A 21,044-nucleotide genomic window follows, 5' to 3' on the forward strand; every position below is an offset into this window, starting at 1 on the left:
TTGCGCCGCGAATGCCAATCGGCGCGCTTTCTGCGTGCTTTGCGTTTTCCAGCGCGGGGCCTGTTATAAACGGATTGGCGGCGCCGTCGATGAAACCGATCTGCATCTAATCATCCGACGATACCGCAGGTTTTTTGTTAGGCTTTACCATCCGTCTCAATATTCGACGACGGCGTGTTAAATATCTGGTTACCGCGGCTACTCGCCAGAACCACACGCCTCGTTCGCAGCAACCGATCCATGAACCAGCGCACCTTACCGCCGCACCTGGCTGCTGCCGCCGCAGCCGAATCGCGCTCCGCCATTTCTACGAGCAGCTTCAGCACGCACGCGCTCACAGCCGACGAACAATTTCTGGCCTGGCGCCAGCGCGTGGGACATGTGGTGGACGTGCCACCGTCGAAGGAGCAGGTCGCCAAAGGATTTCGCGGTGAGATCGATCTTTATGCGGTCGGCGGTATGGTGTTTACGGACTGCAGCACGGACGCGATGTTGCTGGAACGATCGGTCGCGCGGGTCTCCACGGACTCGCGGCGCGATTACGCCTTTCAACTGTTCGTGGAAGGCGAGGTCGGCCACGTGACGGGCATGCGCAAGAAACGCAGCGAGCAGGGCTCGGTGCAGGGTATCGTCGCGTTCGACCTGAATCAGCCGTTTCGGGCCGAGCGGCCCGAATGCCGGCTTCTGAGCCTGTTCGTACCCGCCGCGATCGTGGATGAGGAACTGCGCGACGCCACAGCGATTCACGGCCGCGTCGTCCAGCAGGGTGCGCCGCTGACCGGTCTCGCGCTGGACCATCTGACGGCAGTCGCCCGGGAAATCCCTACGCTCGACCCGGCCAGCGCGGCGGAGGCATTACATGCCGGCGCCCAACTGCTGATCGCCGCCTTCCGCAAGGAGGCGCGACTGACAGGCGCGAGCCGGGCGGCGATGCAGGCCGCCGTGATGGGACAGGTGCGGCGCTACGTCGAAGCCAATCTTCACCAGGGCGATCTCACACCGACCAGCGTGGTTCAGGCGTTACAGCTGAAACGCGCCACCATCTATCGGTGGTTCGAGCACGACGGCGGGCTCGGCGCCTACATCCGCAATCGCCGCTTGCGGGAAGCGGCGGACGAACTGGTTCGTTTCCCGCATCTTCAGGTGACGGAAATCGCCTATGGACTCGGCTTTCAGAGCGCGTCCGATTTCACACGCGCGTTTCGCCGCGCCTTCGACATGAGCCCGCAGGATATGCGGGCGCGCGCCTTGGACCTGCAGCATCGCGGCGCAAAGGAGCGCTGGGGGAGCGTTTAAGCCGGCGGCTGCGAAGCACCGGCAAGGCGCGCATCCGGCGCCTCTGCCTCGGGAAATGCCCTTAACGCAGCAAGCGTAAGCAGGGTCGCGGCCATCAGATACCACGCTGGAACCATCGGATCGCCAGTCCGGCTGATCAGCCACGTCACGAGGAACGGCGAAAATCCGCCGAACAGGACGACGCCGAAACTGTAAATCATCGCAAGTCCCGCCGCGCGCCGATGCGCCGGAAACGCCTCCATCATCAGCACGGAACTCGGGCCGGCATTGTTGACCGCAAGCGCGACGTACCCCGTGATGATGACGAGCGCGGCGACGTCGCCCACGCCGTGGGTCAGCGCCCAGAATGCCGGCCACGCGGCCGCCAGCGACGCTACGAGTGCCGCGTACTGCAACGTCTTGCGGCTCACGAAACGGTCGGCCGCGCGCGCCACGAGCGGCGTCACCACCAGGATCACGAGGCCCGACAGGCAGGCCGTCAGGAGACTGATTGCCGCCGGCCGATGCAGCGTACGAACCAGGTAGGCCGGCATATAGAAAACGGTGAGGTAGATGCCCACCGACGGCGCCGCCATCATCAGGAGGCCGCAGACGAAGGGACGCGGATATTCCGTGACCATGCGCCTCGGACTGAGTCGCATACGCGGCAGCGGCGCGGCTACCGGCATGCGGCGACGCAGGTACCAGCCGACCGGTCCGATCAGCCCGCCCAGCACGAACGGAATGCGCCATCCCCAGTCATGCATGGCGGCCGGCGACAGCAGCGCCGTCGTGCACGCCCCGACCAGCGCGGCGGCGAAGGCGGCCGCGCCCTGGCTCGCGCCACGCCAGCTCACCATGAAACACCGGTGCCGGTAGGCGACCGATTCCATCAGCGAAGCCGACGCCGGCCCGATCTCACCTCCAGCGGCGAGCCCCTGCATCAGGCGCGCGAGCACCATCAATACCGCCGCGGCCGGACCGATCGACGCATAGCCCGGCAGGCACGCGATCAGCCACGTGCCAAGGGTCATCAGCGTGAGCGATACCGTGAGGCCGGCTTTGCGGCCACGGCTATCGGCAATGTGGCCGATCATGATCGCGCCGAGCGGGCGCATCACGAAGCCCGCGCCGAAGGTGGCGAGCGAGAGCAGCAGCGACGACGCGGGATTGCTCGATGGAAAGAACAGGTTACCGATGATGACTGCGGAAAAGCTGTAGACGGTGAAGTCGTACGCCACGAAGCCGTTGCCGATAACAATTGCCGTGACGATACGCCTGAGTTCGGCGCGGGACGGTTGGGCCGCTTTGCGGGCAGCAGTTTGCATGGATTGCGGTCGACGGGGGAAGCGTCGAGGTGTTCAGGAGGTGGACCGAATGGCGGTGAAGCCTTTTTTAACGGCGCAAAAAGACGCAACTTTACACTGCGCGCGCAGATGTCCCTTCGCTTACCTCGTCAGCGGGTGGTGTCATTGTCGGATGCAGCGAAAGCATCTGACCGCACTGCTACACTTGCGAACCGCTAACTTCCCGAAGAACCCTCGCTGCCGTCGTCAGGCACATTCTTCGGCTGACACACTCCGCACGTCATGCTTCGATTCGAAAACCTCAGCAAACGCTATAGCGAACGCATCATCTTTCAGGGGCTGCATTGCGACACGGCTGCAGGATGCGTGGCGCTCAACGATGAATCCGGCAGCGGCAAGTCGACGCTGCTGGGCATCCTCGCCGGCACGATCGAGCCCGACGCCGGCGAAGTGTGGCTCGGCGGCCATTCGCTGCGCACCGCGCCGCGCGAGGCCAAATCCGTACTCACGTACGTGCCCGAAGACTGCATGACGTATCCGGAGCAGACCGGTCGTCAGTATCTGGCGCGTGTGGCGTCGGAGAGAACGACAACGGTCGACAGTCACACGCTCGACCTTGCCCATCGCTTCGGACTCGAACCGCATCTCGACAAGCGCTTCGAGCAGATGTCGTTTGGCACGCGCAAGAAATTCTTCCTGACCGGGGCAGTAATCGGCGAGACCAAAGTCGTGATCGCGGATGAACCGGTCGGCGGACTCGACGCCTCGGCGCGCGGGGTTCTGGTCGATCTGTTTAAAACGCTGGCCGAAACCCGCACGGTCTTTTTCTCGAGCTACGACACGGCTTTTACGCAAGCATGCGAGGCGAGAACCGTCGGTTTTGCGGACCTGGGTATGCGCGGCTAGAAAGTTTCCGCACGTTGTTGGCGAGTTAACGCGCCGCACCTTCAAGCCTCACTGATAGCTCATCGTGAAGGTGGCAAGCCCCTTCACCGTACCCGGCCCTACCGTGCCGGTGGAGATGTACTGCGCGGTCAACGGAATGCGAGTCGTGCTCGACGATGCACCGACCAGCCATTGGTTCCGATTGCCCGCCACCGCCGAATCCGGCCCGTAGCTGACTGCCGTTCCACCGCTATTAAGCACGCGTAACGCGACACCCGTCGCGGTCGACCCGCTCGCCAGCGTCAGATTGCTGGTCGTATTGCCAGGCGTGGTCGCGTCGGTCAGCGTCACATAGACATTCGCGCCGGCCTGACACGATAGTCCGATGCTGAGGTTCGTGTTGCCGACTGTCGTTCCGACGGGGCTCAATGCGCTGGCATTGACGGTAGGCAGCGTGACACTCACCGAAGGCGTGGTCACCGTGCACGTCGTCGCGACGATCGAGGTGTTGTTGACCGAGATCGTCACGAGAGCCGGCGACGTTATATTCACGGGAATATTGTGGCTGACCAGCGTGAGCACCTGCGGGATGTTCACCGCGCCACCCGTCGTCACTTGTGCGGCCGTTTTGACCAGTTGGTAGGTGAACGTAAAGCTGCCCTGGAACGCCGCCGTCGTCGTGATCGGTGCGCCGAAATCGCCCCACTTGCCGACTGCCAGTGAGGACAAAGTCGTGTTGCCGTAGGTCACGTCCACGACCTTGATGCCGATGCCCGCGATACCGGTGTTCCACACGCCCGTTACCGCGCTGCTCGTCAGTTGCGGATAGTACTGGATATACCAGCCGTTGTTGTACGGCGGCACCGTACCGGGATTCGATGGGCAGTTAACAGAAACGGTCGACGACTGCACCGGCCCAATTGCCGTGCCGACCGGCGTGTCGCGCGGCACGGTGAGCGTGCCGAAGCTGATCGCCGCCGAGCCGGTAATCGTGCATTGCAGCGCTGCGTGAGCGGGTACGCTGACGATCAGGCCGGCACAACCCGCAGCGACTAGCATCAGGATGTTGAAGCATTTCCGTGCGGCTCTGAATGGGAGAGACTTCTTCATTGCGTATTTCCTCCAGCAGACGAGCCCGCCGCTGCCTGGTTCGTCATGCCGCCCGCCGCACCACACACGGCATCGATATGCGCATACGCGCCGCGATCTTCGCCCTTCGGCGGCAAGTGATAACCGAAGGCACACTGCTCATCGGCCGCATCGCCCCACTTCACGGTGAGCGCACCCTCATCGGCCACGCCGCGTACGAAGATGCGGCTGTTCTGGCCGATCGCGCCAACACCCTGCCCCTTCGCGTCGTACACCGTCGCGCCGAATGGCAACGGTGCGCCGTTCGGTAAGCGAGCCGAGATCACCGCCGCTCTGCCGGTCACCGTGCCGAAGTGAATCATCACCACAGAATTGGCACGCGGCGCCACCTGCTGGCTGGTCGACTTGAATTCGACGTCGAGCGGGATTCCCTTCGGATCGATTTCAACCGTGTTCAGGCTGTACGGCGTCAGATACGGAATCACTGCATAACCGAAGTTGTCGATGCGCACGCCGGACGAATTGGTGATGCGGGCACCCTTCGCGTCTTTCGCCTCGACCACACCGATCGTGTCGCCCAGATCGTTCGCGAAGGTCACGCCGCCCGGATGCGCAACGATCGCGCCGGTCACGCCGGCCGACACTTGCGAGAAGCCGGAGCCGCCACTTGCGCTCGCTGCCAGCGTCGCGTACGGGCTGCGGTACTGGCCGTTCACGCCGCCTGCACTCGAGCCCGGTGCATGGTTCGCCGTCACGCCATAGGTAAATTCGTTGTCCACGCCGGCGGAGCCGTTCAGCATCGCCTGCTCGGACGACCCGCTCTGACTGCTGTGCGTGAAGCTGGTCGACAGGGTCGGCGCATGCTGGCCCGTGCCGAGCGGAATCGAGACGCTTGCGAAGATCTGGTTGTTCATCTGGCCGGTCAGGCCGTCGCGTTGTCTCGACAGCGACACGTTGTAGCTGAAGTTGGTGCCGAGCGCGCGCAGCACGTTGTTGTAACCGATCTGGAATTGCGTGGTGGTGCCGCTGCGATTCCAGTAGTCGAGCGTCGAGCCGACCACGTAGGCATTGCCCCAGCCGTTGCCGAAGCTCTGGTTCATCGTCAGTTGGACCTGATTGCGTTGGCGATCCACCGAACTCGGGTCCTGCCCCGCGGCAACCGCGCTGCGCGCCAGCATGGCGTCGCGCAACGCCCAGAAACCGCTCGACGAATAGCGATAAGCGGCGACGGTGAAGTTCGTGTTGGTGGCCGGCACCAGCTTGCTGTAGCTGATTCGCACGCTCTGGCCGGTGGTATTGGTCACGCCGCGAATGTAGGCGCGCGCCTCGGTTACGTCTAACGCAACCGCACCCAACGGCGTGTTGACCGCCGCGCCGAGCAGCCCGGCGAGATAGCCTTCCGCAACGATCGCCCCCGCGTAGCCGGTGATGACGTTGTTGAAACCGTGCTGCACCGTCCCCTGAAGGAGGTTGTCGTGCTGATTGACCTGCGCATCGCGAAGCTGGCCCGCGGCGACATTGAAACGGGTGATGCCCGGACGCAGCAATTGCGCGACCGACGCATAGGGCACGGAGAAACTATGCTGACTGCCGTCGGCTTCCGTGACCGTGACGAGCAGGTTGCCGCCGTAACCGGTGGCGTACAGATCGTTGATTTCGAATGCGCCCGGTGCGACGGTTGTCTCGTACAGCTTGTTGCCGTTCTGCGTGACGCTCACGCGCGCATTGGTCATCGCCACGCCGCGAATCAGCGGTGCATAGCCGCGCAGCGAGTCGGGCAACATGCGGTCGTCGCTCGCGAGTTCGACGCCGCGAATGCCGATGCTGTCGAACACGGCGCCATCGGTAAAGGCGTCACCGAGCGTCAACTGGCTACGGATCGACGGCAGATCGTGCTGCACGTAGGTCGCGATGTTCTGATACGTGCGCGGTCCGTTCGATTGCCACGTCAGCGCGGAATTCTGCCGGAAGTGCCAACTGCCGACGTTGACGCCGCTATTCAGGCCGAGATAGGTCTGCGTATTTGACAACCCCGCGGAGCCCGAACCCGTCACGCGAAACGAATTCAGGTTGTAGCCCAAGGTGGCCGAGGTCACGCCTTCGTCCCAGAACTCGGGGCTCACATAGCCTTGCGGATTGCGCAGCAGCGCTGCCTGCGGGATGCTCAGGTCGAGCCGCAGATCGGACAGGTCGAAGGATTGCGACGCACCGTCGACGAGATCGGCGACGTTCGCGCACTCGCCCGCCTGGGCTTTTGCGAGTTCGCCGCGGCCCTTATCCGACAGTGCCGAAAAATCCAGGCCGAGGCGCTCGATCAGCGCCTTGCTGAAACACGGCACGGCGTTCCCCGCGCCTTCCCGAGCCACGAAACGCAACGTGTCGTGGCCGACCCAGTTTCCGTTCACGTAGAGATCGACCGTGTACTCGCCGGGCTGCACCGGATTGCCACGCTCGAAACGCGACACGTCGACGCTTTGGCCTTTCGGTTTCATCAGAAATTCGCTGTTGAACTGCACGTCGGCAAGCATCGTGGAGTCGGCGAACGCGGGCGTCGCACCCCAGGCGGCCAGCGCGCCGAGCATCACGGCATGGCTGCGCCTGAGCGCGAACCAGTGTCCGGCTCGCGGCCGCGAAGAATATTCCCGGGTCCGCATGATTACTTGCGGGTCCCGTCGCGCAGCGTTTTGCCGGTGACGCCGGCGCCGTAGTCGTTGATGAATGTGTAGTCGACTTGCGCCGGCACGTCGGCGAGCGGTGCAACGTTGCCAATGTCGAAGTCCGCGCTCGCGCCCGGGTCGACCATGCCGCCCTTGTCACTGGTCCAGTTCGTCGTGCCCTCATTGGCGACGATCTTGCTGAACGTCACGTGATAGGGCGTCGGGTTGGTCGCCTCGAGCGCGTAGGCGCCGTTGTCCTTGCGCACAAATTTCCAACTGACTTTCGCGGCCGCTTCGTCCGCATTTCCCGGCAGCCCCGCAGGACGGAAAAACAACTTGATGCGCGAACGGAACGCGAGTTGCAGCGAATTCGGATCGTCCGCTGTGGTGCTGGCGGCTGCGCGCGGCGGCACTTCAAGCACGTTGAGCCAGAACAGGGACTCCTTGTCTTGCGGCAAGGGCTCCTGCGTATAGATCAGGCGCAGGCTCTGCCCTTTCTTCGGATCGAGGCGAAAAAGCGGCGGCGACAAGGTGAACGGCACCTTCGATTCGTCCGGCATCGCGTTCGGATTGCCCGTGTCGAGCCACACCTGAACCAGCGCCGGCGCGTCACCTTCGTTACTGAGCTTGACGGTTACTTCACGCTCTTTTGCCTGATAGATCACGCGCGTGCCGCTGATCACGACACCCGCATGCGCGCTGCTCACCAACCATGACAATGCGAAAACCGTCATCGCCCTTGATAATTTCTTTCGCATTGCCATTTCGTTATCCTGATTGCGTGGCGAACTCGTGGTTCGCTCTGATCTCCTCGACAGCCGGCGCCTCTTGCGGGCGCCGGCCACCGCCCCGTAGCGTCCTGCTTTTACTGGTAGACGATCGAGTACATGACGGTCGTATTGACGGTACCCGCCGTCGACGCGCCATTGGTTGCCACGTATTGCGCGAAGTACTTGAGCGTGGCGGCACCGCTTGCCAGCGCAACGGCCTTCGAGTTCTGCGACGCCTGAGCCGCACCCAGCGTGATCACGCTGCTGTCTCCGTTGAGCAGGCCGATTTCGACATTGGTCGCCGTGCCCGAGGCGTTGATCAGTTGCCCCGTGGTCGTATCGACCGTGGCGCCCGGTTCGAAATAGGTCGACACGTTGCCCGAGTTCGGCGTGCAGTTCGACAATGCGATGTTGAACGGCGTGCGGCCTGCGGTCGTGCCGGCAGTGGCAAGCGCCGAGGTCGAGACGGTCGGCAGCGTGACGGTGAAGTTCTTGCCGCCGCCGTTACCGCTGATCGTGCAGGTCTGGCTGGTGATCTGGCCGGTGAATGTGATGGTGCCGTCGGCTGCCTGCGAAACGGCCGGCATGGCGGCTGCTGCAGCAATTGCCGCCGTAGCGAGAACGCCTGAGCGCGTGAATTTCATGGTTATCCCCATTGATGAGTAATGCGTCGTATTGAAAGACCGTGTGTGTGGCGGGTTCAGCAATGGCGTTGCGCTCAAACCGACCGCGCCGGGGGCAATTATCGGGACGATGCCAAAAAGGGACAGTCAAGCAGTGTCAAGCTGGACGGGAGAAGTTTGAAGCAGTGTCAAAACGAACGCTTTCTGGAAGTAAGAGCTACTTGCAGTAAGAGCTACTTGCGCGGCCGCTTTTGCTCCTGAAAAGCACGCCTACCCTACCGGCTTTATTCATACGAATGATGCTTAATCGAGCAAAATCTACGTTTAAAACGTGGGTGCAAGTCGATTTTGCTGGAAAGAGCTTCCTGTTGTCCGTTACCGGATAGTCAAATCGACTTAACTAAAGCTCGTTGTCTTCGCTCCCCAGCAGTGATCACGCCTCGGACTGCCTCGACGCATTCAATTGACGCGCGGGCATCGCCGACGACATCTATTCGCGGAGTCCGAAATGAAACGCGCGCTTCTGATGCTTGCGCCGGTCGGCGGGATGCTGGTTGGCGCGGCCCACGCGCAAAGCTCATTGACGATCAGCGGAACAACGTACACGTACTGTGCGGCCGAGGGACAATTCTGTTCGTTCACCGGCACGGCGAACGTCGTCTACGGCACCACGTCGCCTACGCTTCAATACGATATCAATGGCCCGTTCACGGGCGGCGTGCAGTGCTCGACGGGCGCGGTGTCGAGTACGGATCCCGCGTTTGGGTATGGGAAGAGTTGCTGGTACAAAAGCACTTCGGCGCCCACGCCGACGCCTACTCCGACTCCGACTCCAACGCCCACCCCCACCCCTGCTCCGACTCCGAGTCCCTCTGGTGCGTGGACGCAATGCGCTGTCGAGAACGCGCGCTGTTCGTTCAGCGGCAAGATGACCGTGCTCTATGGCGCGAGCACGACTGCCAATAACGTAAGCAAAGTTTTCACCAACGGTGTGACTTGCAGCAATACGGCTTTTGGTACCGACCCGGCGTATGGAGTTTCGAAGTTCTGCTGGATTCCGAAGACACCTGCACCTGCGCCGACACCTACGCCAACGCCAACACCAACTCCGACACCGACACCGACTCCAACACCAACACCAACACCAACTCCGACGCCGACGCCAACACCGACTCCAACACCAACTCCGACGCCAACACCTACGCCAACGCCAACACCAACACCTACGCCTACGCCTACGCCTACGCCTACGCCGACACCAACATCCGCCATCGCTTGCGCAGCACCAACGACAACAACCGGAGGCACCGCCAACGGCCTGATCGTCACCGACACGCGAAGCAGCGACGGCACACGCCTCTTCAATCAAGGCAGCGCCTTCCAGGTGTCGTTCGTCACCGCGGCGACATCGGCGGACACCGTCGTCTGGTCGATGCAGGATCAGTTGGGCAATATCAAGGGCAGCGGTTCGTTTGCCGTTGCGAGCGGGACGCGGACCAGCACGCTGTCGTGCCAGAGCAGCGCGGCGGGTTACTTCGCGATCACGGCGACGCTGTCGCACTCAGGTGGCACGCTGCCACAATTCGGCACGCGTCCAACCGGCATCGCCACGTTCGGCATCTTGCCGAACCTGTCCAGCACGATACCGGCAGTCAGCTATGCGCATCAGGAGCAGCACCGCTTCGGCATGCAGGGCTTCAACGACAATGGCCCGATGCTCGCAGCGCTCGGCATCTCCCAAACGATCGACGACCGGGAGCTGTCCGCCATGGAACCCAATGCGGCGAATACGTGGACGCCTTCCTTATCGGATCTCGATCCGTTCTACACGAACGGCAAGATCATGCGGCTCATCAGACTGGACGGTATTCCCGCATGGGCGAGTCCAACCGGCGCCTTTCAGGACGACACCAACGCGCCGTCAAACGAAAGCTACTACCAGAGCTACATGGCGCGTGTGGGCACCGACAGCGCTGCGATCCGTCAGCAGTATTTTCCCAATCAGCAATACAACTATTACCAGGTGACGTGGGAGCCCCAGTGGGTCGATTCGACCGCCAATTTCGTCGCGATGTATGCGGCCGCCTATAAAGGCTTGCATTCGACTGATCCGAACGCGGTTGTGATGGGCACGACCAACGTCTTTCCCGCCAACTGCTCGACGGAATGTACGCAGGGATATCTCGCCACCTACGCATCGCTAGGGCTCGGCAATTACATCGACGGTGTGACGACGCACGGCTATTACAACGCCGGCACATTCGCCGCGCATCCGCCGGAACAATACGATACCGATCCGAATCCCGCGAATGTCGCGAACGCCCTCGATCAGCAGATGAGGTCGTTGCGTTCGCAGATGCAGATGGTCAAGCCGAACATGCGACTTTGGATGACCGAGCTCGGCATCACCTACGACTCCGGCGCCGCTTACGGGGCGAGCTATCCGCCGGCCAACCAGTTGTACGGGCAGGCCGCAGTCGCATTGCGCGCGCATCTGATCATTCTCGGCGAAGGTGCACAGGTCACCTACTTCTTCTACGGCGCGGACTATCCTGCTGACGTGGGCATCGGCACGTTCTTCGATCTCGCCGATCCGCAGGGGCAATATGGCGCGACGAATCTGAGTCCCAAACCAGAAGCGCTCGCGTTCGCCGCACTGACGCGCGTCCTGGACGGCACGCAAACGCTCGGACGTCTCAACAGTCTTCCTTCGATGGTGTATGGCTACGCATTCCAGCAGCTCAACTCGGGTGCGGTGATCGCGGCGCTGTGGACGCACAACAATTCGAACTGGCCGACGTCGTCGGGTACCTACAGTTCGACCTATAGCACCACCTATGCATTGACCGTGAACTCGACCGGCACGAGCGGCAGCGTAAGCGTCATCGACATGATGGGCAATGTAAGCTCGGTGAGCTACACGAACGGCATCGCGAATCTCACGCTGACCGAGTCGCCGATTTACGTTGTGCTGGCGAACGCGAATGCGATCCAGGGCAAGTACACGACACCCGTGGGCTATACCGGACAATAATCATGCTTTGGAGAAATCACGCCCACCTTCCTTTCGATATCCTGACGCGGTGGCTTCACAATCACACACCGCTGGAAATCCAGACACGTCTGCACCAGCATGGCAAACAGATGGTGCTGCTGCCAATGAACGTGGGATGAGTCAGTGAACCATCGTTACCGGGGTAACCGTGCGCCTTGACAGCGACGCGAACATGGCCAGTCTTCTAAAAAAGCCCATGTGGCTCGCGTCGATCACCATGACGTCGGGCTGGGTCGTTGCCGCATAGTCGGCGATCGCTTTCGTGCGGTGGCCGAATACCCGCTTCCAGTGGTACGGCACGCCGGCTTCTTCGAGAATCGTGCGGGCATCGATCAGCGCCTTGAGCATGGCATGTTTTTCCATCCGCACCAGTGAGCTTCGGGTATGGAAGGCTGCAGCGCGCCCCTGATCGACAGGCTCGAGTACTTCCAGCAATTCGACTTCGGTTACACCGCGCTCCAGAAACATGAACGCCGCATAGCGCGCGGCTTCTATCGCGCCGCCGTGGTCGAGAACAGGGATCAGCATTCGTATCATCGAGAACTCCTGGCGGGCACTTTGTACTTTGAGCTTAGCGAAAGCGGCATTAACGTCGTGTAAAAAACTGCTGTTTTTGCAGCATGCGCGCACGCAAATTACACGGCGACGGAAGGCATCCTCATGATGCCTGTATCGCAGCCGGATTCAGCTCGATATGCAAGATCACCAGCCACCGCTTCGGACAATCCTCGGCAATTTGCAGTTCCTGTTTCCTGTCACCGCCCGTCTTCACGAAACCTTTCTCACGCGCGAAGCCGAAGGCGCGCCGCGCATCGGATTGCAGCCACAGCGTCAACAGTCCGCATGTCACGCAGCTGAACAGCCAGATCGTTTCATGAGGCAGCGTAGCATCGAGTTGCTGAGCGACGTAGGTAAAAATAGTCGTGAGAACCTGATTGGTGACAAAGGCAATGGCGACGACCTTGCACATCCCCCTGAATATCATCGCGGGTCTTGAAGGCGTCATGGCAGGTCAAAACCCGGTGCGGAAAACACGCGAGCCTCCACGGTCACGTTGCCCTTTGTTTGTTCGAATGCCATACACACTCCAGCAAAAACCAGATTTTCCCTGCGGCGAAACGCCAGACTTGAACTATACGAACGACACCGTAAAGGCCGAGAATCGATTGCCGCCGGCGATATAAAAATCCTGTGAAAATCACCGCACGCCGACCAGCCGGTAGCCCACGCCGGCCTCGGTGACGATGTGTTCGGGGTGTGCCGGATCGCGCTCGAGCTTGTGGCGCAGATGCCCCATGTAGATGCGCAGGTAGTGGTGGTTGTCGGTCTGCAGGGGACCCCATACCTCGCCGAGCAACTGCTCATGCGTCAATACACGCCCAGGATGGCGCACCAGCGCGGAGAGCAGGCGATATTCGGTGGGGCTGAGATGGACGACCCGGCTGCCGCGCACGACCCTGCGCTCGCCGAGATCGATTGTGACGAGGCCGAACTGAACCTGAGGCACGCCGACCCTGTCGCCGTTGGTCTGCCTGCGCAAATGCGCTCTGATCCGCGCGCCAAGTTCGGGCAAGCCGAATGGTTTGGTGAGGTAATCGTCGGCGCCGGCGTCGAGCGCCGCAACCTTGTCTTCTTCGCGGCTTCGCGCCGACAGGACGATCACCGGCATCGCGGACCAGCCGCGCAACTCGCGGATCACCTCGATGCCGTCCATGTCCGGCAAACTCAGATCGATGATGACGAGATCCGCCAGCCGCGTCGCAGCCTGCGCCAGGCCTTGTGCGCCGGTCTGTGCGTCGAAGACGCTCATGCCGGCCGCTTCGAGGCTAGTACGAATGAAGCGGCGGATGGCTTTGTCAGCGTCGATCACAACGACTGTTACGGTGGGATCGCTCATCCGCAGGCTCAATGCATCGGCTTGAGGTCATCCAAAGCCAGGTTGAGCTTCAGCACATTCACGCGGGCCTCGCCGAAAATGCCGAACTGCCGCCCCGACGTATTGCGCGCAACAAGATTGGTCACCTGATCGACCGGCAAGCCGCGGGCCTGCGCCACGCGCGCCACCTGATAGGCGGCAGCGGCCGGACTGATTTCCGGGTCGAGGCCGCTACCCGACGACGTCACGAGATCCACCGGCACCGGTTGCGACATATCGTTACCTGCCGCCTTCAACGCATCGAGACGGCCTTTGATTTCGTCAGCGAGCGCGGGATTGGTCGGGCCAAGGTTCGAACCACCCGAGTTCTGCGCGTTGTACGGCTGGGGCGTGGTGGCCGACAGGCGTCCCCAGAAATAGTACGGCGCGTCGAACTGCTGGCCGATCAGCGCGGAGCCGGCCACTTTGCCATCTTTCTCGAGCATGCTGCCGTTCGCCTGAGCCGCGAAGACTGCATGACCGATTGCGGTCACAACGATCGGATAGATCACCCCGGTAATCACAGTCATCAGGATGAACAGAACAAGTACCGGGCGAATCAGCGTTTTCATGATCTTCACTCTATTAGGTCAGACCCAGCCGAACACGTTCAGCACCATATCGATCAGCTTGATGAACGGGAACGGCAGCAGAATGCCGCCCAGCCCGTAGATCAGCAGATTGCGGCGCAGCAGCGACGCCGCGCCGAGCGGCCGGTACTTCACGCCCTTGAGTGCCAGCGGAATCAGCGCAACGATGATCAGCGCATTGAAAATCACCGCCGAGAGAATGGCCGATGAAGGCGAGCTCAGATGCATCACGTCGAGCACACGTAATTGCGGATAGGTTGTCGCAAACGCCGCCGGGATGATCGCGAAGTATTTGGCGACGTCGTTCGCAATCGAGAACGTGGTGAGCGAGCCGCGCGTCATCAGCATCTGCTTGCCGATCTCGACGATCTCGATCAGCTTGGTCGGATTCGAATCGAGGTCGACCATGTTGCCGGCTTCCTTCGCAGCCTGCGTGCCGGTATTCATCGCCACCGCCACGTCCGCTTGCGCGAGCGCCGGGGCGTCGTTGGTGCCGTCGCCGGTCATTGCCACGAGCCGGCCTTCAGCCTGATGCGAGCGGATCGTGGCGAGCTTGGCCTCCGGCGTCACCTCGGCGAGGAAGTCGTCCACGCCTGCTTCGGCAGCGATCGCTGCCGCGGTCAGGCGGTTATCGCCCGTCACCATGATGGTCTTGATGCCCATCTTGCGCAGTTCGGCGAAGCGTTCCTTGATACCGCCCTTGACGATGTCCTTCAACTCGATCACGCCCATGCAACGTGCAGCGCTCTCGCCGCGCACTTGCTGCGCGACGACCAGCGGCGTGCTGCCGCGCCGTGCGATTTCCGTCACCGCAGCCGTCAACTCCGCGGGGAAACGACCGCCGTGCGCCTCGACATAGTGTTTGATCGCATCGGAAGCGCCCTTGCGAATCTCACGGTCGGGCAGATCGACACCGCTCATGCGCGACTGTGCGCTAAAGGCGAGGAAGGTCGCCTGCAATGCGTGCATATCGCGTTCGCGGATATTGAAGCGCTGCTTCGCCAGCACGACGATGCTGCGCCCTTCCGGTGTTTCGTCCGCAAGTGAAGACAACTGCGCGGCGTCGGCGAGCTGTTCCTCCGTGACGCCCGGCGCCGGCGTGAAAGCCGACGCCTGGCGATTGCCGAGCGTGATCGTGCCGGTCTTGTCGAGCAGCAACACGTCGACGTCGCCTGCGGCTTCAACAGCGCGGCCCGAGGTGGCAATCACGTTCGCCTGCATCATCCGGCTCATGCCCGCTACGCCGATCGCCGAAAGCAGACCGCCGATGGTGGTCGGAATCAGGCACACCAGCAGCGCGACCAGCGCGGTAATCGTGACGACATGCCCTGCTTTCGCGGCTTCGACCGAGAACATCGAGAACGGCAGCAGCGTCGCGGTTGCGAACAGCAGCACGAGCGTCAGCGCGACCAGCAGGATCGTCAGGGCGATCTCATTCGGTGTCTTTTGACGCTTCGCGCCTTCCACCATCGCGATCATCCGGTCGAGGAAGGCCTCGCCCGGATTCACGCTGACCCGCACGACGATCCAGTCCGACAGCACACGCGTGCCGCCCGTCACCGACGAAAAATCGCCGCCCGATTCGCGGATCACCGGCGCGGATTCGCCCGTGATCGCCGACTCGTCGACCGACGCGACACCTTCGATCACCTCGCCGTCCGCCGGAATCACGTCGCCGGTTTCGACCAGCACGACGTCGCCCTTGCGCAGATCGGTGGCCGTCGTGATGCGGATCGGCGCCTTGGGATGCGCTTCCTGCAGCAGCTTCGCCATCACGTCACGCTTCGCGCCGCGCAGCGAAGCCGCTTGCGCCTTCGAGCGGCCCTCAGCGAGCGCCTCCGCGAAGTTGGCGAACAGCACGGTAAACCACAGCCAGAGCGCGATCGCGAGGATGAATCCGGCGGGTGCTTCGGCCTGGCCCGCAAGCGCCGCAATCCACAGAATGGTCGTCAGAATGCTGCCGATGTATACGCAGAACATCACCGGGTTACGCAACTGATGGCGTGGCGCGAGCTTCCTGAACGAATCGACGAGCGCCGGCCGGGCAATCGACGGGTCGAACATCGAGCGCGCGGCGTTGCGCGCCTGACCGATGTTGCCCGGCTGATGAACCGGCGGTTGGAGTCCGTTAGTCATGCTGTCCTCTCAGTCAATGTCCCGCGACCATGATCAGATGTTCGACGACCGGGCCGAGCGCCAGGGCAGGCACGTACGTCAGCGCGCCGACCAGCACCACGGTGCCGAGCAGCAGCACGACGAACAGCGGACCGTGCGTCGGCAGCGTGCCGGCGGTCGCGGAGATGCGTTTCTTTGCGGCTAGCGATCCAGCGATCGCCAGCACCGGCACAATCGACCCGAAGCGGCCGAACCACATGGCGATGGCCAGCGTGCTGTTGTAGAACGGCGTATTGACCGAGAGGCCCGCGAAAGCGCTGCCGTTGTTATTGGCGGCCGAGCTGTAGGCATAGAGAATCTCGGAGAATCCGTGCGGCCCAGGATTGGAGACACCCGCCACGCCGGCCGCCGTCAGCACGCCGATCGACGCACCGACCAGCACAAGCAGCGGCGTGAGCAGCACGGCGATCGACACCATCTTCATCTCGTACGACTCGATCTTCTTGCCGATGTATTCCGGCGTTCGCCCGATCATCAGGCCGGCCACGAACACCGCGAGCAAGGCGAACACGAGCATGCCGTACAGGCCCGAGCCAACGCCGCCGAAGATCACCTCGCCGAGTTCGATCAGCAGAAGCGGAACGAAGCCGCCCATCGGCGTCAACGAATCGTGCGTGTTGAGAACGGCGCCACACGAGGCGGCGGTGGTCGCCACGGTGAAGATGCCGGACTGCGCGATGCCGAAGCGGGTTTCCTTGCCTTCCATGTTGCCGCCGGTTTGCGCGGCCGACGCCGTTTGATCGACATGCAGCGACGCATACAGCGGATTGCCGTTCTGCTCAGACGAAATCTCGCCCCAACAGGCGACCGCGAACGCGATCGTCATCGCGGCAAGCACCGCATAGCCCTGGCGCTTGTCGCCCACCATCCGGCCGAACACCAGGCACAACGCAGCCGGGATAACGAGCATCGCTATCATCTGAACGAAGTTGGCGAACGGTGTCGGGTTCTCGTACGGATGCGCGGAATTGGCGTTGAAAAAGCCGCCGCCGTTGGTGCCGAGCATCTTGATCGCTTCCTGCGACGCGACCGGCCCCATGGCGATAGTCTGCTTGTCGGCCTTGTTGTCCACCATCACCGGGTTGCCCTTGGCGTCCTTGACGGGGTTGCCCTGGGCATCGTTCTTCGGCGTCTGATACGTCGTCACCTGCAGCGTCGGCACGTCTTCGTATGACTTGAAGTTCTGAATCACGCCCTGACTGATGAAGACAAGCGCGATGACCGTTGCGAGCGGCGCGAGGATATACAGCGTGATACGCGTGAGATCGACCCAGAAATTGCCGATCGTCGCGGCCGTATGGCGTGCGAAACCCCGAATCAGCGCGACCACGACGGCAATGCCGGTGGCGGCCGAGAAGAAGTTTTGCACCGTCAGCGCGGCCATCTGCGTCAGATAGCTGACGGTCGATTCCGGCGTGTAGTCCTGCCAGTTCGTGTTGGTCACGAAGCTGATTGCCGTGTTGAAGGCGGCGTCTGGCGTCATCGGTCCGAAGCCCTGCGGGTTTGCAGGCAGCCATTGCTGCAAACGCAGGAATCCATACACCGCGAACACGCCGAGCGTATTGAACGCCAGCACGGCCAGCGCGTAGTGCTTCCATGACATTTCGGCGCTGGGGTCGACCCCGGCGAGCTTGTAGAGTGCGGCTTCGATCGGCCGCCCTATCCGGCGCACGACGACCGAAGAGCCGTCCACCACACCGGTCATGTAACGGCCGAGCGGGATGGCGAGTGCGATCAGCACGACGATGAACAGGCCGGGCTGAAACAGGTTGTTGAAGTTCATTCGAGAGCCTCCGCGCGTAGCAAGGCATACACGAGGTAAGCGAACAAAATCAGCGTCGAGGCCGCCGCGAGCCAGGTCATCCAGGTGGTCATGGACGGCCTCCGGGCGCGCGGCGAAGCTTGTCGCAGCCAATTACAAAGGCCGCGACGAGGCCACTGAATGCAATGATGGCGATGAGGTAAAGCAGATCCATGATCGGGTCTCCCACAGGGAACGCCTGCACCGTGAAATTTAGGAAAATCCGCGTAAACGCAGCGTCAATACTTCGCGGAGTTTCGTAAAAACGATGGACGTGGTGCGAGAGACCGCCGGGCTAGCGCAGCGGCATGGTCTTGCTGGGAGACTTTCAGGCAGGCAGTTCAACCTGCAGTTTGAGGGAGACTTTCAGGCTTTCGCACTGCTGTTTGAAAGCGGCCGCCGCGTAAGCGGCTTAAAAGGCTTAAGCCGCCTTGGCCGCCTTACTCGTTTGAACCGCTTGCGCCGCTTGAGCGGCTTCATCGCGCGCAGCCTGTTCGATCCAGAGCTGGCTATCGGGAAACCAGAATGCGTCCGGGCGCGGAGGCGAGACGAGCTTCACCGGAAGGGAGGGATTGAATATCTTCGACCATGCGGACAGATAAGACGGCGTCTTCACGAGGAACCCGCAATTGGCCAGAAGCAGGCAGGACACCAGCGCCTCGCGGCCGATTTCGAGTCCCGGATAGCCGCTGAAGTGAACGGGCGTGCTGCCACAGGCGAGATGCTTTGCCGGCGCGACCCTGACCGGCTTGCTGAATGGCCAGGCGACAAAAAAATCGATAAACGCTCGTTCGTCGCTCGAAACCAAAATATTGGTCAAGTGCGGGTTTTCCGCGAGCGTGGCTTCCACGTGGCGGCAAAAGCTTCCCCATGAAACCGGGACGGCTTCCTGCGCCTTGTCGGTCCCTCTGAAATGCGCGCCAAGGGTCGACGCGCCGAGCCCGAGCTTCTGGCAAATCGCGTCGACTTCTTCGCAGATAGACGCGGCCGGACGATAGTGCGCGAAGAAGAGCTCGCTTGCACTGCTGAGTCGAAGCCGGGATTCATAGCGCTGACGAAAGCCCAGTTGAACCAGGTCGCGCACTGTCGACGTTCTGACCTTATGGGTGATCGCGGCGCCGGAGGTGGTGTGGACGGACTCGAAGAAGGCCGAGAACCAGTCCAGCTTCCCTTCGGCATCGCCATACAGCCCACCGCGTGCGCTGATGCACGGGGTGAGGCATTTCTCGTCGCAATACATCAGAATAAACAGGACCATCTGCATCACGGAGAAAAAACCGGAGTTCTCCCGAATCTCGATGGAAAAGATGCCCCTGTTCAAACGCTGCGTAGCATGAAGTGAAATCCGGCGCGGCATGGCCACGGAATGCTTGAATCCCTCGCTGCGTCGGATCTGTTTCGCCCGATCGACCACCTTTCTCAACATGCCTGACTCCTAATTAATTAGGTATTTTTAAAAATGGCACGGACCTGTTTTCTGCGAAGGCAGGGACGGCTCAGCATAACACCTCAAAAAATTTGATCACGTAAAGTTTGGCTCATCTTGGTGAGCTAGCGTACAAAGGATCGGTAAGGTTTTCCCTGGATGACGCGCCGTGCTGCCGGCTCAACCCTCCGGCATCTCGCCGGTGTACTCATAGGCCACCGTCCCCCTGGGATGCCTGAACCACCCCGGATCGCGATAGTCGTTGCGCCCCAATCCCTCCCGCACTTTCACGACGGTGAACATGCCGCCCATCTCCAGCGCGCCGAACGGCCCCGTGCCGGTCATCATCGGCAGCGTGTTGTCGGGTAGCGGCATTTCCATCCCGCCCATCGAGCCGCCCGTGCTGCCCATCGCCATGTAATCGGGCACCAGCTTGTTGATGCGTTGCGCGAGGTCTTTCTGCGGCACACCGATCAGGTTCGGTACCTGATGGCCCATCGCGTTCATGGTGTGGTGTGACTTGTGGCAATGAAACGCCCAGTCGCCCGGACGGTTCGCCGTGAACTCGATGGCGCGCATCTGGCCGACGGCGACGTCCGCGGTCACCTCGGGCCAGCGGGCGGAAGGCGGAATCCATCCGCCGTCCGTCCCCACCACTTCGAAATGATAGCCGTGCAGATGGATCGGATGATTGGTCATCGTCAGATTGCCGACGCGGATGCGCACGCGGTCGCCGGCGCGTACCGGCAAGGAATCGATGCCAGGAAAGACGCGCGCATTCCACGTCCACATGTTGAAGTTGGTCATCTCGTTCACGCGCGGCGTGAAGCTGCCCGGGTCGATATCGTATGCGGACATGATGAACACGAAGTCGCGATCCACCTGCATGACGCCCGGGTCTTTCGGATGAACAATGAATGTGCCCATCATGCCCATTGCCATCTGCACCATCTCGTCGGCGTGCGGGTGATACATGAAGGCGCCGTGTTTCTCCAGTTGAAACTCGTAGACAAAGGTCTTACCCGGCGGAATGTGCGGCTGCGTGAGACCGCCGACGCCATCCATGCCGCACGGCAGGAGCATGCCGTGCCAGTGAACCGTGGTGTGCTCCGGCAGCTTGTTGGTCACGAAGATGCGCACCTTCTCGCCTTCAACGGCCTCGATGGTCGGCCCCGGCGCCTGGCCGTTATAGCCCCACAGGTTCGCGCTCATGCCCGGCGCCAGTTCGCGCACCACCGGCTCGGCAATCAGATGAAACTCCTTCCAGCCGTTTTTCATACGCCACGGTAGCGACCAGCCGTTCAACGTGGCGACGGGTGCATACGGCCGGCCATTTGGAGGTGCGAGCGGTGCCTGCATCGCGGCCTTCCCCATCGTAGGCGCTTCAGGCAATGACGCAGCGCCGGCCTTGCTAACGAGTGCCGCGCCCAACAACGCGGCTCCAGAGCCGCCCAGAAAATTTCGACGAGACACCAT

Annotated in this window: 18 protein-coding genes; 3 read left to right on the forward strand and 15 right to left on the reverse strand. The window is 61.9% G+C overall.

Annotated features, from left to right (window positions below; translation table 11 throughout):
- Positions 1-240: 240 nt before the first annotated feature.
- On the forward strand, positions 241-1,296 hold the full coding sequence (locus M0D64_RS03865) for an AraC family transcriptional regulator (RefSeq protein ID WP_266256681.1): 1,056 nt from the start codon (positions 241-243) through the stop codon (positions 1,294-1,296).
- On the opposite strand, the gene M0D64_RS03870 is transcribed toward M0D64_RS03865, so the two are convergent.
- Positions 1,293-2,603, reverse strand: a complete 1,311-nt coding sequence (locus M0D64_RS03870; protein WP_266256682.1) for an MFS transporter — start codon at positions 2,601-2,603, stop codon at positions 1,293-1,295. The two genes, M0D64_RS03865 and M0D64_RS03870, sit on opposite strands and share 4 nt — an antisense overlap.
- A 261-nt stretch (positions 2,604-2,864) precedes the next feature.
- Here M0D64_RS03870 and M0D64_RS03875 point away from each other — a divergent pair, with 261 nt between their 5' ends.
- Entirely contained in the window at positions 2,865-3,488 is a 624-nt protein-coding gene (locus tag M0D64_RS03875; protein ID WP_266256683.1) for an ABC transporter ATP-binding protein, read from the forward strand.
- 48 nt (positions 3,489-3,536) lie between these two features.
- On the opposite strand, the gene M0D64_RS03880 is transcribed toward M0D64_RS03875, so the two are convergent.
- From M0D64_RS03880 to M0D64_RS03895, 4 genes are all read right to left on the reverse strand, one after another.
- Complete coding sequence (locus M0D64_RS03880) at positions 3,537-4,577, reverse strand: fimbrial protein (RefSeq protein WP_266256684.1); 1,041 nt, start codon at positions 4,575-4,577, stop codon at positions 3,537-3,539.
- Positions 4,574-7,210 (reverse strand): fimbria/pilus outer membrane usher protein, encoded by a 2,637-nt coding sequence (locus M0D64_RS03885; RefSeq protein WP_266256685.1) that lies wholly within the window; start codon positions 7,208-7,210, stop codon positions 4,574-4,576. The genes M0D64_RS03880 and M0D64_RS03885 overlap by 4 nt, the downstream gene beginning before the upstream one ends.
- Positions 7,211-7,212: 2 nt before the next feature.
- Entirely contained in the window at positions 7,213-7,971 is a 759-nt protein-coding gene (locus M0D64_RS03890; protein WP_266238774.1) for a molecular chaperone, read from the reverse strand.
- Between the two features lie 107 nt (positions 7,972-8,078).
- Positions 8,079-8,627, reverse strand: coding sequence for a fimbrial protein (locus tag M0D64_RS03895; protein WP_154566850.1), 549 nt, complete (start codon positions 8,625-8,627; stop codon positions 8,079-8,081).
- A gap of 487 nt (positions 8,628-9,114) precedes the next feature.
- On the opposite strand from M0D64_RS03895, the gene M0D64_RS03900 reads away from it, so the two are divergent.
- Positions 9,115-11,640 carry a hypothetical protein gene (locus M0D64_RS03900; RefSeq protein WP_308101742.1) on the forward strand — a complete coding sequence of 842 codons (2,526 nt, stop codon included), beginning with the start codon at positions 9,115-9,117 and terminating at the stop codon, positions 11,638-11,640.
- A 141-nt stretch (positions 11,641-11,781) separates the two neighbouring features.
- On the opposite strand, the gene M0D64_RS03905 is transcribed toward M0D64_RS03900, so the two are convergent.
- The 10 genes from M0D64_RS03905 to M0D64_RS03950 all read right to left on the reverse strand — a co-directional run bounded on the left by M0D64_RS03905 (position 11,782) and on the right by M0D64_RS03950 (position 21,044).
- Positions 11,782-12,198 carry a universal stress protein gene (locus M0D64_RS03905; protein WP_175050308.1) on the reverse strand — a complete coding sequence of 139 codons (417 nt, stop codon included), beginning with the start codon at positions 12,196-12,198 and terminating at the stop codon, positions 11,782-11,784.
- A 121-nt stretch (positions 12,199-12,319) separates the two neighbouring features.
- Positions 12,320-12,667, reverse strand: coding sequence for a hypothetical protein (locus tag M0D64_RS03910; RefSeq protein ID WP_266256686.1), 348 nt, complete (start codon positions 12,665-12,667; stop codon positions 12,320-12,322).
- 192 nt (positions 12,668-12,859) lie between these two features.
- Positions 12,860-13,558 carry a response regulator gene (locus M0D64_RS03915; protein ID WP_154567464.1) on the reverse strand — a complete coding sequence of 233 codons (699 nt, stop codon included), beginning with the start codon at positions 13,556-13,558 and terminating at the stop codon, positions 12,860-12,862.
- 8 nt (positions 13,559-13,566) lie between these two features.
- Complete coding sequence (gene kdpC / locus M0D64_RS03920; protein ID WP_266256687.1) at positions 13,567-14,148, reverse strand: potassium-transporting ATPase subunit KdpC; 582 nt, start codon at positions 14,146-14,148, stop codon at positions 13,567-13,569.
- 18 nt (positions 14,149-14,166) lie between these two features.
- A complete protein-coding gene (kdpB, locus tag M0D64_RS03925) occupies positions 14,167-16,230 on the reverse strand; it encodes a potassium-transporting ATPase subunit KdpB (RefSeq protein WP_266256772.1) in 2,064 nt (687 codons plus the stop codon).
- Between the two features lie 85 nt (positions 16,231-16,315).
- A complete protein-coding gene (gene kdpA / locus M0D64_RS03930) occupies positions 16,316-18,124 on the reverse strand; it encodes a potassium-transporting ATPase subunit KdpA (protein WP_266256688.1) in 1,809 nt (602 codons plus the stop codon).
- On the reverse strand, positions 18,121-18,216 hold the full coding sequence (gene kdpF, locus M0D64_RS03935; protein WP_028193906.1) for a K(+)-transporting ATPase subunit F: 96 nt from the start codon (positions 18,214-18,216) through the stop codon (positions 18,121-18,123). Before kdpF ends, kdpA begins: the two co-directional genes overlap by 4 nt.
- The gene (locus M0D64_RS03940; protein WP_199203111.1) at positions 18,213-18,317 is read right to left on the reverse strand and encodes a potassium ABC transporter ATPase; all 105 of its coding nucleotides are present in this window, start codon (positions 18,315-18,317) and stop codon (positions 18,213-18,215) included. The genes kdpF and M0D64_RS03940 overlap by 4 nt, the downstream gene beginning before the upstream one ends.
- A gap of 246 nt (positions 18,318-18,563) precedes the next feature.
- The gene (locus M0D64_RS03945; RefSeq protein WP_266256689.1) at positions 18,564-19,568 is read right to left on the reverse strand and encodes a hypothetical protein; all 1,005 of its coding nucleotides are present in this window, start codon (positions 19,566-19,568) and stop codon (positions 18,564-18,566) included.
- 180 nt (positions 19,569-19,748) lie between these two features.
- Complete coding sequence (locus tag M0D64_RS03950) at positions 19,749-21,044, reverse strand: copper oxidase (protein WP_266256691.1); 1,296 nt, start codon at positions 21,042-21,044, stop codon at positions 19,749-19,751.

Origin of the sequence: Paraburkholderia sp. WS6 (assembly GCF_030464835.1) — a bacterium.
In the GTDB taxonomy this organism is placed as follows: domain Bacteria; phylum Pseudomonadota; class Gammaproteobacteria; order Burkholderiales; family Burkholderiaceae; genus Paraburkholderia; species Paraburkholderia madseniana.

Excerpts from the sequence above, each read along its gene's own strand:
- M0D64_RS03905 (WP_175050308.1), bottom strand. The coding sequence starts at position 12,198 with ATGATACGAATGCTGATCCCTGTTCTCGACCACGGCGGCGCGATAGAA.
- M0D64_RS03945 (WP_266256689.1), bottom strand. The coding sequence starts at position 19,568 with ATGTTGAGAAAGGTGGTCGATCGGGCGAAACAGATCCGACGCAGCGAG.
- M0D64_RS03895 (WP_154566850.1), bottom strand. The coding sequence starts at position 8,627 with ATGAAATTCACGCGCTCAGGCGTTCTCGCTACGGCGGCAATTGCTGCA.
- M0D64_RS03865 (WP_266256681.1), top strand. The coding sequence starts at position 241 with ATGAACCAGCGCACCTTACCGCCGCACCTGGCTGCTGCCGCCGCAGCC.
- M0D64_RS03900 (WP_308101742.1), top strand. The coding sequence starts at position 9,115 with ATGAAACGCGCGCTTCTGATGCTTGCGCCGGTCGGCGGGATGCTGGTT.
- M0D64_RS03950 (WP_266256691.1), bottom strand. The coding sequence starts at position 21,044 with ATGGTGTCTCGTCGAAATTTTCTGGGCGGCTCTGGAGCCGCGTTGTTG.
- kdpA (WP_266256688.1), bottom strand. The coding sequence starts at position 18,124 with ATGAACTTCAACAACCTGTTTCAGCCCGGCCTGTTCATCGTCGTGCTG.
- kdpF (WP_028193906.1), bottom strand. The coding sequence starts at position 18,216 with ATGACCACCTGGATGACCTGGCTCGCGGCGGCCTCGACGCTGATTTTG.
- kdpB (WP_266256772.1), bottom strand. The coding sequence starts at position 16,230 with ATGTTCGACCCGTCGATTGCCCGGCCGGCGCTCGTCGATTCGTTCAGG.
- M0D64_RS03880 (WP_266256684.1), bottom strand. The coding sequence starts at position 4,577 with ATGAAGAAGTCTCTCCCATTCAGAGCCGCACGGAAATGCTTCAACATC.
- M0D64_RS03875 (WP_266256683.1), top strand. The coding sequence starts at position 2,865 with ATGCTTCGATTCGAAAACCTCAGCAAACGCTATAGCGAACGCATCATC.
- M0D64_RS03885 (WP_266256685.1), bottom strand. The coding sequence starts at position 7,210 with ATGCGGACCCGGGAATATTCTTCGCGGCCGCGAGCCGGACACTGGTTC.
- M0D64_RS03910 (WP_266256686.1), bottom strand. The coding sequence starts at position 12,667 with ATGACGCCTTCAAGACCCGCGATGATATTCAGGGGGATGTGCAAGGTC.
- M0D64_RS03915 (WP_154567464.1), bottom strand. The coding sequence starts at position 13,558 with ATGAGCGATCCCACCGTAACAGTCGTTGTGATCGACGCTGACAAAGCC.
- M0D64_RS03940 (WP_199203111.1), bottom strand. The coding sequence starts at position 18,317 with ATGGATCTGCTTTACCTCATCGCCATCATTGCATTCAGTGGCCTCGTC.
- M0D64_RS03870 (WP_266256682.1), bottom strand. The coding sequence starts at position 2,603 with ATGCAAACTGCTGCCCGCAAAGCGGCCCAACCGTCCCGCGCCGAACTC.
- kdpC (WP_266256687.1), bottom strand. The coding sequence starts at position 14,148 with ATGAAAACGCTGATTCGCCCGGTACTTGTTCTGTTCATCCTGATGACT.
- M0D64_RS03890 (WP_266238774.1), bottom strand. The coding sequence starts at position 7,971 with ATGCGAAAGAAATTATCAAGGGCGATGACGGTTTTCGCATTGTCATGG.